Origin of the sequence: Acinetobacter sp. AOR18_HL (genome assembly GCF_027855145.1) — a bacterium.
Lineage (GTDB): Bacteria > Pseudomonadota > Gammaproteobacteria > Pseudomonadales > Moraxellaceae > Acinetobacter > Acinetobacter pittii.
In genome coordinates this window covers 1-13,069 of record NZ_JAKTIG010000006.1, presented here as the reverse complement: position 1 = coordinate 13,069, position 13,069 = coordinate 1, and the positions used below count along the sequence as shown (strand labels likewise).

At 40.4% G+C, this 13,069-nt stretch carries 12 protein-coding genes; 6 read left to right on the top strand and 6 right to left on the bottom strand.

Features of this window, described 5'->3' with window-relative positions:
• The first annotated feature begins 86 nt into the window (after nt 1-86).
• From tnpA to MKL51_RS01915, 3 genes are all read left to right on the top strand, one after another.
• Complete coding sequence (gene tnpA, locus MKL51_RS01925) at nt 87-470, top strand: IS66-like element accessory protein TnpA (protein WP_004646130.1); 384 nt, start codon at nt 87-89, stop codon at nt 468-470.
• Nucleotides 467-802, top strand: a complete 336-nt coding sequence (gene tnpB, locus MKL51_RS01920; RefSeq protein ID WP_004832949.1) for an IS66 family insertion sequence element accessory protein TnpB — start codon at nt 467-469, stop codon at nt 800-802. Before tnpA ends, tnpB begins: the two co-directional genes overlap by 4 nt.
• A 74-nt stretch (nt 803-876) precedes the next feature.
• A complete protein-coding gene (locus MKL51_RS01915) occupies nt 877-2,481 on the top strand; it encodes an IS66-like element ISAba46 family transposase (RefSeq protein ID WP_017402503.1) in 1,605 nt (534 codons plus the stop codon).
• Here MKL51_RS01915 and rhtC read toward each other — a convergent pair.
• Nucleotides 2,478-3,119: a threonine export protein RhtC gene (gene rhtC, locus MKL51_RS01910; protein WP_017481330.1), complete on the bottom strand. Its 642-nt coding sequence runs from the start codon at nt 3,117-3,119 to the stop codon at nt 2,478-2,480. The two genes, MKL51_RS01915 and rhtC, sit on opposite strands and share 4 nt — an antisense overlap.
• Before the next feature lie 151 nt (nt 3,120-3,270).
• Nucleotides 3,271-6,324 carry a DNA translocase FtsK gene (locus MKL51_RS01905; protein ID WP_005803157.1) on the bottom strand — a complete coding sequence of 1,018 codons (3,054 nt, stop codon included), beginning with the start codon at nt 6,322-6,324 and terminating at the stop codon, nt 3,271-3,273.
• Between the two features lie 269 nt (nt 6,325-6,593).
• On the opposite strand from MKL51_RS01905, the gene trxB reads away from it, so the two are divergent.
• The 3 genes from trxB (at nt 6,594) to MKL51_RS01890 (ending at nt 9,230) form a co-directional block, all read left to right on the top strand.
• Nucleotides 6,594-7,541: a thioredoxin-disulfide reductase gene (gene trxB, locus MKL51_RS01900; protein WP_005803159.1), complete on the top strand. Its 948-nt coding sequence runs from the start codon at nt 6,594-6,596 to the stop codon at nt 7,539-7,541.
• A gap of 123 nt (nt 7,542-7,664) precedes the next feature.
• Nucleotides 7,665-8,396 carry a leucyl/phenylalanyl-tRNA--protein transferase gene (aat, locus tag MKL51_RS01895; RefSeq protein ID WP_005803161.1) on the top strand — a complete coding sequence of 244 codons (732 nt, stop codon included), beginning with the start codon at nt 7,665-7,667 and terminating at the stop codon, nt 8,394-8,396.
• Nucleotides 8,397-8,414: 18 nt separating this feature from the next.
• Nucleotides 8,415-9,230: an arginyltransferase gene (locus MKL51_RS01890; protein WP_004703325.1), complete on the top strand. Its 816-nt coding sequence runs from the start codon at nt 8,415-8,417 to the stop codon at nt 9,228-9,230.
• On the opposite strand, the gene rimI is transcribed toward MKL51_RS01890, so the two are convergent.
• The 4 genes from rimI to tuf form a co-directional block, all read right to left on the bottom strand.
• Nucleotides 9,216-9,677, bottom strand: coding sequence for a ribosomal protein S18-alanine N-acetyltransferase (gene rimI, locus MKL51_RS01885; protein ID WP_005803163.1), 462 nt, complete (start codon nt 9,675-9,677; stop codon nt 9,216-9,218). The genes MKL51_RS01890 and rimI overlap by 15 nt on opposite strands.
• 109 nt (nt 9,678-9,786) lie before the next feature.
• Complete coding sequence (locus MKL51_RS01880; RefSeq protein ID WP_002121736.1) at nt 9,787-10,662, bottom strand: metal-dependent hydrolase; 876 nt, start codon at nt 10,660-10,662, stop codon at nt 9,787-9,789.
• A 235-nt stretch (nt 10,663-10,897) separates the two neighbouring features.
• Nucleotides 10,898-11,779: a metal-dependent hydrolase gene (locus MKL51_RS01875; RefSeq protein WP_002121792.1), complete on the bottom strand. Its 882-nt coding sequence runs from the start codon at nt 11,777-11,779 to the stop codon at nt 10,898-10,900.
• A gap of 204 nt (nt 11,780-11,983) precedes the next feature.
• On the bottom strand, nt 11,984-13,069 hold a 1,086-nt coding region (gene tuf, locus MKL51_RS01870), incomplete at its 5' end, for an elongation factor Tu (RefSeq protein WP_032063212.1).

Here is a 13,069-nt window from a genome sequence, read left to right as displayed (position 1 = left end):
GTAAGCGTCCGCTGAACACACCTTCTGAATTCATCCTATAAGCCTTAATTTAGTCCACACTTAAAAACAAGTGGGGACTAAAATTTATGACTACAAATCACCAGACATCCATCGCATCTCTTGCGAAAAAACGAAGAACATACAGTGCTGAATTTAAACAGCAGATCGTTCAGGCTTGTAAAGCACCGGACGTTTCAATTGCTTCGGTCGCTTTGCAACATGGATTGAATACAAATCTTGTATCCAAATGGATTCGCTTAATTGATGCTAAGCCAGGGAATGATCGCTCACCACTACCGAATAAACCTGCATTTATTGCCTTATCTTGCTCTGCACCATTAGATCCTACTCCTACTGACATGTTAAAGGTTCAAATTACTTTACCCCACTCAAAAGCAGAAATTGGCTTGAAATGGCAAGTATCAGAAATATCTGCTTTAGCAGAATTACTCAAGGCACTTGCAACATGATCCGCATTGATGAAATCTGGCTTTCTACCCAACCTCTGGATATGCGAGCAGGGATGGATATTGTCATGGCTCAGGTGGTGAGAGCCTTTGGCTACATCAAACCGCATTGTGCTTACCTGTTCTGTAATAAACGTGGCCATCGCATGAAAGTGCTGGTACATGATGGACTGGGCATCTGGCTGTGTGCCCGGCGGCTGGAACAGGGAAAATTCCACTGGGCGCAGGTTCACCAGGGTGAAAGCATGGCGATAAGTCCGGAACAGTTACAGGCACTGATCCAGGGTTTACCTTGGCAGCGCATTGGACGACAGCAGGTGGTGACGATGCTTTAAACCAGACTGTTCCATTCTGCTATTCTCCAAACGTTCTATTTCATTCTTCTCATGACCTCAGGCATACTGCGGTCATGAATACGCTGCCTGACTTAAGCCAACTGACCCATGAACAACTGCTGGAATTCACCAGACAGTTGGCAATGCAGCATCAGTCTCTGGCAGAATCAAATCAAGAGTTAGAAAAATCAAACCAGCAATTGGATGCCAAAGTTCAACATCTTTCTATTCTCACTCAAAAATACGAGCATGAACTGGCGCTGTTTAAAAAGCACAAATTCGCCCAAAAGAATGAACACTTAACGGCAAAACAAATCCATCTGTGGGATGAAGCGGTTGAAGAAGATATTGCCGCGGTTGATCTAGAACTGGAGCGGCTGAATGCAGATAAAACCGATGCAGTGACACACAAAGCCACAGTCAATAAACCTAAACGTCGACCACTGCCAGATCATCTACACACCATCCGTATTGAGCATGAACCTGCATCAACCCAATGTGCTTGTGGATGCCAACTCCGGCGTATCGGCGAAGATGTCAGTGAAAAACTGCATTTCAGACCGGCACAGTTCTATAAGGAACAGCATATCCGTGGCAAATGGGTCTGTGATCAGTGCGACACCCTGACTCAGCAAGCGATGCCAGCCTATGTGATTGATAAAGGCATTGCTTCACCTGAACTGCTCAGCCATGTGTTGGTATCGAAGTATGCCGATCATTTACCGCTGTACCGTCAGCGCCTGATCTATCAGCGGGCGGGCATTGATCTGTCCAGATCCACGTTATCTGACTGGATTGGTCGCTGCGGTGTGGAACTGGAACCTCTGGCCAATGCCTTAAAACAGGTGGTGCTGCAACAGCGGGTGATCCATGCCGATGAAACGCCGGTCACCATTATGCGGATGGGTGAGAATGAGAAAAAACCGAAGAAAGGTTATGTCTGGGCCTATGCCACCACACAGTACAATCCAGTTCAAGCGGTGATCTATGACTTTCAGGATAGCCGTTCAGGTCAGCATGCAGAAGAGTTCCTGAATGGCTGGCAGGGCCATCTGGTCTGTGATGATTACAGTGGTTATAAAGCACGCTTTAAATCAGGCGATGTCATTGAGGTGGGCTGCATGGCACATGCACGTCGTAAATTTCATGAACTGCATGTGACCGGGAAAAGTCAGATCGCTGAACAGGCATTAGTGCTGATTCAGAAACTGTATGCCATAGAAGCAGAACTCAGGAAAAAGACCGATAGTACAGCAGAACACCGCCGCGAATACCGACAACAGCACAGCCAACCGGTGAGGCAACAACTGTATGAATGGCTCAACCAACATGATCTGACGGTGCCATCGAGTTCTCCAACCGCCAAGGCGATCAATTACAGTCTGAAGCGTTGGCCAGCCTTAAGCCGCTATCTGGATGATGGCAATCTACCCATTGACAATAACTGGGCAGAGAACTCAATGCGTCCCTGGGCATTGGGCCGTAAGAACTGGTTGTTTGCAGGTTCGCTGCGCAGTGGACAGCGAGCGGCAAATATCATGACTTTAATCCAGTCAGCAAAGCTGAATGGCTTGGATCCGTATGCCTATTTAAGTGATGTGCTGAAAAAGCTACCGACACATAAAGTGACCCAGATTGAAGAGTTACTGCCACACTGCTGGAAACCTAAATCGAATTAAAAAATTGGTATGGGATTCAGCGGACGCTTACTCAGGAAAATACCAAATACGGTAAAAATACCACCCGAAATACCATCAATCCATTTTGAAAAATTACGATAAGCTGCTCTAAAACTTGGTAACGAGAAAATAAAAGTCACAAAGCAGAACCATAAAATTGTCTCGACTGTTACAATAATAAAGAGTAGCCAGTGAACTTGATCAAGTTGAGGATTAGCTAAAAATAAAGAGAAAACACTACCAAAATAAATAACAGCTTTTGGATTTGATAAATTGGTTATCAAACCTTTAATAAAAAATAAGTAAGGTGCTTTTGGGAGCTCAACAGCAACATTGCCCTCTTGCTCATTTTTTGAAAAAGCCGAACGTAGCATCTGATAGCCCAACCAACATAGATATAAGCCACCAGCAATGAGCAATCCTTGCTTTAACCAAGCCATTTTCTCAAATATAAGATTTAATCCCATCAGTGCCAAGCACGCCCAAAACATAACACCCGCCGTTATACCAGCAACGACCAGCATAGCGTCTTTACGAGACCGGCTAATGGCAGTTTGAGATACAAGGAAAAAATCAGGCCCGGGAGTAATAAGTGCGCAAAAGTGAATAAAGGCTAAAGTAATCAGAGCTAATAGCATGTCTTTCTCCTAATTTAATTCATTGTTATTTATTTAGGGAAAATACATTAGCATTTTTTTACTAGACGATAAAATCTTTAAGTCATTTATAAATAGGTTCACTTTATTTAAGTTATAAAAAAGCCTCCGAAGAGGCTTAAATTGTATTGTCTTAAACTAGAATATCCCGCTTACCATTAGGACCCATTGAGCTCACAATGCCGTTCTCTTCCATTTGATCAATAATACGAGCAGCACGGTTATAACCAAGACTAAATTTGCGCTGTAGCGAAGATGTAGATGCTTTTCGAGTTTCTAATACGAATGACACACATTGATCATAAAGTGCATCTCGGTCAGAACCGCCTTCACCCTCTTCAAAGCCACGTGACGCTGGCTCTTCATCAAATGGTGTCAAGATTTCATCAATATAATCTGGTTCGCCACGCTCACGCCAAGCATCACAGATACGGTTTACTTCATCATCACTAATGAAAGCACCATGCACACGTTCCGGCTCAATTTTACCTGGTCCTAAGAACAGCATATCACCATGACCTAACAAGTCTTCTGCTCCACCAGCATCCAAAATAGTACGCGAGTCAATTTTACTATTTACACGTAGTGCTACACGCGTTGGAATATTGGCTTTAATCAAACCGGTAATAACATCAACAGATGGACGTTGAGTTGCAAGCAATAGGTGAATACCAGCAGCACGAGATTTTTGCGCCAAACGGGTAATCATTTCTTCTGCTTTTTTACCCACTTGCATAATCATGTCGGCGAACTCATCCGCAACAATGACAATAGATGGTAATGGCGTTAAACGAGGTGCACGTTCTTGTGTCGCTGAATCACTTGGCTTCCAAGTCGGATCAATTAAGTCTTCACCATTCGCAATCGCTTCTTCAACTTTACGGTTATAGTCACTTAATTTACGAATTTTTAAGAACGACATAAGTTTATAACGACGTTCCATTTCATTCACACACCAGTTTAACGCACTTACCGCATCTTTCATGTCAGTAACGACTGGAGTTAATAAATGTGGAATATCATTATAGTTTGCAAGTTCGAGCTGTTTTGGATCGATTAGAATTAAACGTAGTTGGTCAGGCGTATATTTAAGCAACATCGATAAAATCATCGAGTTTACTGCAACTGACTTACCAGAACCTGTCGTACCAGCAACCAACATATGCGGTGCTTTCGCCAAATCAGTGAGTACAGGGTTACCCGAAATATCTTTACCCATCGCCATACTAATTAATGCACTTGGGTCGCGATATGTTGGTGTTTCCAATAACTCAATCAAACGTACCATTTCACGGGCACTGTTTGGCACTTCAATACCAATATATGGTTTACCAGGAATGACTTCGACCACACGTACAGATGCCATCGACATTGAACGCGCCAAGTCACGCGAGATATTCGTGACCTTAGAAGCTTTAACACCGGGTGCCAAATCTAACTCAAAGCGAGTTACAACTGGTCCTGGTTGAGCCTCTACTACTTGAGCTTTTACGTTAAATTCTTGCAATTTAATTTCAAGCAATTCAGACAAACGTGAAAGTTGCTCTTCAGTAAAGTTGACTTTCTTATTTGGATCAACCTTATCGAGTAAATCAAGACCTGGTAAAGTTGGCAAATCCAAACGCTTTTTGGCAACTTGCATTGCACGAGACATTGGGCGGCCTGATGCATCTGTTAACGGCGCATCAAAATCGAAATCGTCTTCATCAAAATCAGAATTTTCCTGCGGTTTCCCAGCAGTCTCCTGCCAAGCCTCAATAAACTCTTCTTTTGAAAGTTTGTCGGCCTGTATAGTCGTTTGGATAGGAGCTTTTACAAATGCTGAAGATTGCGCATAACTACTTGCTCTTACAGGTTCAGCTGGAGCAATGTCTTCATCTATTAATAAATCATCAAAATCTTCAAAGACTTGTTCGTTTGCTAAATTTTTAGGTGATTGATTTAAATTTGAAATATTTGAAGATGTTTCGTTCGCAATATTAACAGATTGCGAAGTTGGTTCCGTCTCTATATGGTGATCTTGAACAAATGGTGTATGCACATCTGTTGCAGTTTTACTGTTTGGAACCGCGGCAAGCAACTCATCAAAAATCTCATCATCATTCCAATCAAGACCATGTAAGTCTTGTTTAGATGATGGTTGATTTTGATTTACTTGAGAAATTGTTTGCTGAAATTGCTCATGAGTAGGAACTTGTTCTATCTCTGTCGAATCATCAGCAGCTCTTAAAAGCGCATCAATTTCTTGCTTATGACTCGCATCATCACGCTGTAAAGCACGCCATACTTCGCCAGTCGCAACTAAACGTTGGCTATCTCGTTCAAGTTTATGGGCCTGTTCAAGCGTATGCTCAAAGTTCTGAGTATTTGCAACTGGTGTATCTGCAACAGGTTCAGGTCGGCTCTGCTCTTTCGCTAGCACATCTGCAAATAAGCGCTCAGCAACCGCATCATGTCGCGTTGTGGTAGATTGCGGTTGAGTTGATTCAGATTGAACTGATGCTTCTTTCTCATCTGAAGCATTCGCATTCGTCTCTGCATTATCAGCAACTTTAACCGCGGCTGCTTTGTTGGCAGGTTGAGTTGTTAAGTCATAATCCGATTCATTCGGAGATACGTTCTTATAAAATAAATCTTGTAAATAACTTGGTGTCGCTTTGAGCGTAACCCATGTTTTACTCCATTGCACCCCAAATGCAAGTGTAAACAAGACTACCCCGAAAACCAGCAAAAATAAGGTCGCACCGTAAATTGTTAACAATTGAGATAGGCTTTGACCTAACTCATAACCAATAATTCCCCCAGCTGCATTATCTAAAGTATCTGCCGGCACATTCCAATGTAAATAAAGTAAGCTAGATACAACTAGAATTAAGAAGAATTGTGCAGCATAACGAAATGGGCGGTTTAGGAAACTACGTGGCCACCAAACCTGAATTGCTTCAATGAAAAGGAAAATTGGAATAAGCAAACTTGCCCATCCTAAAAAACCAAACAGCAAATCTGCAATCCATGCGCCAGCAATACCACTTGCATTGGATACTTGCTGAGTATCACTGGAAATATGCATCCAGCCCGGGTCAAATGGTGTATATGTTACTGTTGCCAGAAACATATAAATACCAAAAGAAACCAAGAATAATGTCATCAATAAGCGCTGTGCATAAACACTTGACACCGCAGTCATATACTGTCCTGTAACCCATTTAATTATTGGTTTAGAGATGTGAAGAACTACATTTTAGATCTTCAACGAATGAACTTTATATTATGCACCTGTTCTTACAAAAAAGGTGCATGATTCTTTACAGTTGTTGTTAACATAAGGCACTTCTATATTGTTATATAACTTAATTCGATTGACCTGATCAATATTATCCACATTGATTTAACGCTATTGATCGGCAAATTCACGTATAATTTTCAAAATTCTCGAAATAAATAAGGATACCCTCAATGAGTGCTCGTCATTCTCGGTTAATTATTCTCGGTTCTGGCCCTGCGGGCTATAGTGCAGCAGTATATGCAGCGCGTGCAAACCTTAAACCTACTTTAATTGCAGGTTTACAACTAGGTGGGCAACTTACAACAACAACCGAAGTTGACAACTGGCCGGGCGATCCTGAAGGTTTAACAGGTCCTGCATTAATGGATCGTATGCAAGCACATGCTGAACGCTTTGGTACAGAACTCGTCTATGACCATATTAACGAAGTGGACTTAAGTGTACGTCCTTTTGTTTTAAAAGGTGATATGGAAGAGTACACATGTGACGCTTTAATTATTGCAACTGGCGCTACAGCTCAATATCTTGGTCTAGAGTCTGAACAAAACTTTATGGGTCAAGGTGTAAGCGCATGTGCAACATGTGATGGTTTCTTCTACAAAAACCAAAAAGTAATGGTTGTTGGTGGTGGTAACACCGCTGTTGAAGAAGCACTTTATTTATCAAATATTGCTTCACATGTAACGTTAGTACATCGCCGTGATACTTTACGTTCTGAAAAGATTTTGCAAGATCATTTATTTGCCAAAGAAAAAGAAGGCAAAATCAGCATTATCTGGAACCACGAAGTTGAAGAAGTATTGGGTGACAATACTGGCGTAACCAGTGTTCGCCTTAAATCAACTCAAGATGATTCTAAGCAAGACGTAGAGGTTCATGGTCTGTTCGTAGCAATTGGTCACAAGCCAAACACTGGAATGTTTGAAGGCCAGTTAAACCTACGTGATGGCTACATCCAAGTGCAAAGCGGTACCTCTGGTAATGCAACAGCGACTTCTGTAGCTGGTGTTTTTGCTGCTGGTGATGTCGCTGACAGCATTTATCGCCAAGCGATTACTTCTGCTGGGTCTGGCTGTATGGCGGCTCTAGATGCTGAAAAATATCTAGATAATCTTTAATTAATAGATTTCTAGAGTTTTAAAACAGCCGTTCTTATAACGGCTGTTTTTTTTAGAATAATGACTAGCTGACATATATTAATTTTTATAGCATAACCTTAAAGCTCATCTTATTTTATTTTTATGAATACACTTCCACTTTCCCAATTCATTTTTCCTGACCCGATTGAAGCCGATCCAGAGGGTCATGGTTTAATTTGTATTGGAGCGGACCTCTCCCCTTCTACCCTATATGAAGCATACACCCATGGTCTCTTTCCTTGGTTTAATGAAGATGAGCCTATTTGTTGGTGGAGCCCAGAACCTCGTTGTGTGATTTACCCCCAAAACTACAAGCCCAGCAAGTCATTACTAAGAAATATGAAAAAACATGGTTATGCAATTACGGTTAATCATGCCTTTGAACAAGTTATTCGCTCTTGCTCTTTGCCAAGAAGTTATGCAGACGAAACATGGATTAGTGAAGATATTATTCAAGGCTACTGTGAGATGTTTAATGCTGGTTATGGTTACAGTATTGAAGTATGGCAACAAGAGGAGCTTGTAGGAGGTTTATATGGTGTTACGATTGGTAAAGGATGTTTTGGTGAGTCAATGTTTAGCAACGAAACGGATGTTTCAAAAATGGCTTTTTATACATTAATGCTCATAGGACAAGAAAATCAGCTACCATGGATAGACTGCCAACTCGTAAACAGTCACTTAATTAGTCTGGGAGCCAGTACACTTTCTCGTCAAGACTACTTAAAATCGTTACAAGATGTAATTATTCACCCCTCTATCAATTGGAAAAAGTATCAAGAACGTGTATTTTCAAGTAAAACAATAGCATTAGATGCAAAATTAATGGAATGATAACAGGAGGGACCAATCATGAAATCATATCACCCGAAGTCCCTTTTAAATGATCTGCAGTATTATATTACTCCACCTCATGATTGCAGCTATCTAGAAAATAAATCAGCACGCATGGTGTTTTTAGATCCCATCCATCGAATTGATGTGGTCACTCTTTCAGAACTTTCTCGTTTAGGCTTTCGCCGTAGTGGTGACTTTGTTTATCGCCCTGAATGTCATTTATGTAGACAATGTCTGTCTTGTCGTGTTCCAGTTGCCGATTTTCAAATGAACAGCATGCAAAAAAAAGCATGGAAACGAAATCAAGATCTCACCATGACTGTTCTACCTACGCGGCAAGCAGCACAAATTCATTATGATTTATACGAACGCTATATTAATGAACGCCATGCAGATGGTGATATGTTTCCGCCGAGCTTAGACCAGTTTGAAAAGTTTTTAGTACATAGCTGCACAGATAGTTTTTTTCTTGAGCTTTGGAAAGACAATCGGCTCATTAGCGTTTCTACTTGTGATTTAATGGATGATGGACTATCAGCTGTCTATACATTTTTTGATCCCGATGAGCATCGCAGATCACTTGGTGTTTACTCTATTCTTAACCAAATTGAATATGTGAAATCGCTCGGTTTAGAGTACCTTTATTTAGGCTATTGGGTGCCTCATTCAGCTAAAATGAACTATAAATCGCAATATACACCTTTAGAACTTCTACTTGATGGACAATGGCGTCGTTTAAACCGATCATTGTCACCAGAGGAAATTCAACAGCTAGGTACTTCTCTTATGACAACGTTACCTTCTGAATGGAATAATTTAATCATTAAATAAAGATGCGAAATCATCTGTACAGGTTTTTACCATAATGACCGCATCTTCCCGCCCACCATCTTGGGTAGGATAATAATTGCGACGCAGATCAATTTGGTGAAAGCCTGTTTTTTCATATAAACCAATAGCGGCTTTATTACTTTCACGAACTTCTAAAAAGATTTGTACTGGCTGATTTTCCAATTTTTCAATTGATGCACTTAATAACTCATATCCTAAACCCTGCCCTTGCATTTTAGGATCAACTGCCATGAGTAACAAATTAGCTTCATCTAAAACAGGCTGTAAAATACAAAACCCAACCACTCTGTTTTGTGACTCAATCACTGTACATTGATAAGAATTCAAAGATTCAATAAATTGCTGTCTTGACCACGGATGGGTCTGAACTGATTTTTCAATTTGAACAACAATATCCACATCAGTGTTTTGCATAATACGAATCATGAGTTTCAACGCAATGAAGATTCTAAAGTAGTGCGTATTATAAAAACTTCCCAAGAAAAAACGAGCAAAAAAAAAAGGACAATTGAATTGTCCCTTTTTTCAGTATTTGTTAAAGACCTAATTTTTCACGCCAAGTTGCCAACAATGCTGTGGTATCAGAATCATTTGGATGAAATTTTGGTCTTAAAAAATCAAGTAACTCTGGAATTTGACGAGTCATAAAACCTTTACGACCATACATGAACTTAAGCATGTATTTCGTATCTTTCCAAGTTAATTTATCATCAGTCTTAAGTAACTTAGCAGTAAAATAAGACTGCGTTGCAAAGATTAATGCCATTGCAATAATCAAGGCTGTTGAACGCATAAAATAAGCTTTCGGACCTTGTCCGTACATACTTGTATACACATCAAATGCCACAGCTTTATGTTCATTTTCTTCAACTGCGTGCCACATCCACAAATGATACATGGTGTCATCTTGGAACATGGCCTGAATTTCAGGGTTTTGTAAAAGTTCAGCTGCAATGGTCGATGTGAAATGCTCTAGAGCACAGGTTCCAGTCAAATCAATCATTTCTTTGGTATAGCCAAAAGGTTTCATTAATTTGGTTACAACAGCTGTACCCATCTTAATGACTTTTCCTGTTTGCTTTTCCATATGGCGCACATCATAACCATAAGCCTGTGCTGAAGCATTAAATGCTAAATGCTCTTTGGAGTGCATCGCTTCTTGACCAATAAAAGCACTAATTTCTTTTTGAAGATCTGGATCAGCAAGCTTTGGATCATTTCGAACAGCACGCGTACTATTTACAAAGAACTGCTCACCTTCTGGAAAAAGGGCCGATAATGCTGTCATAAAATGTGTTAATGCTGCATCATAATTTGCCCAATAACGTGGGACCTGAGCAAATTCAAAATCCATACGACGCACAGGGAAACTAGCGCCAGCACGATTGGAAATATTTACCTTAGCATTCATCTCAGACTCCTTTTAAGTGAATAGCTAATTCACATATAACTTTATTTATTTTCTTAATATTTATAATCATACGTCTTTCGATGTACCAATTAAGTGCAGATGAGGACAGAGAAATATCAGATGAGGTCATTCATAGACACATAAAGGTGCAATATCTGCTCCATGATCTCTTTAAAATAGTTATAGAAAAATAAAAAGGGCCACTATCGGGCTCTTTATAAATCATGAATTAAATCTATAAACCTAATTTTGCTTTCCATGTTTTCAATAGCCCAACAGTATCTAGGTCATTTGGATGAAAGCCAGGTTTAAAGTAAGCTAACATTTCTTTAGCCATACCACTAATAATACCTTTAGATGGGCTATATCCGTATTTATAAATTACTGATAGTTCATCTAAATTCAACTTGTTGTCTTGCTTTAATAAACGAAGCACAAAGGATGACTGGATTAAAAAGATTAAAGTCATAGCAAATACCAAAGAACTGGTTCGTAACGCATAAGCTTTTATGCCTTTACCAAACACACCTTCGTACACATCATAAGCTACGGCTTTATGCTCATTTTCTTCAATCGCATGCCAATACCACATTGTTGACATTGTCTCATCTGTCATAAGCTCTTGAATGTGCTTATTGACCAATAATTGCGAAGCAATAGTAGCGGTAAAATGCTCAAGAGCCGTTGTAGCAGTCAAATCAACCATTTCTTTTGTCATACCGAAAGGTTTGACAATTTTTACAAAAGTTTTAATTGCTGTTTGAATTGCCGTATCGGTAAATTTCTCTAACGTTTCTACATCATGACCAAACTTTTGAGCAGAAGCGTTGAAGTTTACATGCTCTTGAGTATGCATTGCTTCTTGCCCTATGAAAGCACTAATCTCTTTTTGGAGCGCTTCATCATCTTTAATAGCTGGGTGATAACGTACTGCTCGTACACTATCTATAAAGAATTTCTCACCAGCCGGAAACAATGCTGACAATGCAGTCATAAAATGTGTGAGTCCAGCAGAACCATTCATCCAATATTCTGGTACATCATTAAAGTCAAAATTCATACGACGTACTGGAAAGCTTGCGCCTGCACGATTCGTAATATTCACTTTAGCATTCATACCCAAAACTCCTTAGTAAGTAACCCTGGTTACTCAAACTTTATTGTTCGTTTTCTTGATTCTTATCATACAAAGTTAATAAAAAGGATTAAGGCGAAATAAGGACATTGAAATATCAGTTAGGGCCAGCCTTTATAGTGATTGTTAGACAATTAAATATAAAAAAAGCGCTCTAAAAAGAGCGCTTTTTTTCACTGAAAGTGATTATGCAGTTACTTTCGCAACAACACCAGCACCTACAGTACGACCACCTTCACGGATCGCAAAACGTAGACCTGGGTCCATTGCGATTGGGTGGATTAATTCTACTGACATTTCAACGTTGTCGCCTGGCATAACCATTTCAACGCCGTCTTGTAATTGGATTGCACCAGTTACGTCAGTTGTACGGAAGTAGAACTGTGGACGGTAACCATTTAAGAATGGAGTGTGACGACCACCTTCTTCTTTAGAAAGTACGTATACTTCTGCGTCGAATTTAGTGTGCGGCTTGATTGTACCTGGTTTAGCAAGTACTTGACCACGTTGTACGTCTTCACGCTTAGTACCACGAAGTAAGATACCACAGTTCTCACCTGCACGGCCTTCGTCAAGAAGTTTACGGAACATTTCTACGCCAGTTACAGTTGTTTTAACTGTATCTTTAATACCAACGATCTCTACTTCTTCACCAACTTTAACGATACCAGCTTCTACACGGCCTGTTACTACAGTACCACGACCAGAAATTGAGAATACGTCTTCGATTGGCATTAAGAATGCTTTGTCGATAGCACGTTCTGGTTCTGGGATGTAAGAGTCAAGCGCTTCAACAAGAGCAAGAACTGAAGACTCACCATATTGACCAGCATCGCCTTCCAACGCTTTAAGCGCAGAACCACGGATAACTGGAGTGTCATCACCAGGGAAGTCATAAGTAGAAAGAAGTTCACGAACTTCCATTTCTACTAATTCAAGTAATTCTTCATCATCAACAAGGTCACACTTGTTCAAGAATACGATGATGTAAGGTACACCAACCTGACGAGAAAGAAGGATGTGTTCACGAGTTTGTGGCATTGGACCGTCAGTCGCAGCACACACAAGGATCGCGCCGTCCATCTGAGCAGCACCAGTAATCATGTTTTTAACGTAATCGGCGTGGCCCGGGCAGTCAACGTGCGCGTAGTGACGAATTGGAGAATCGTATTCTACGTGTGAAGTATTAATTGTAATACCACGTGCTTTTTCTTCAGGTGCTGAGTCGATTTGTGAGTAATCTTTCGCTTCACCGCCGTAAGTTTTTGCACA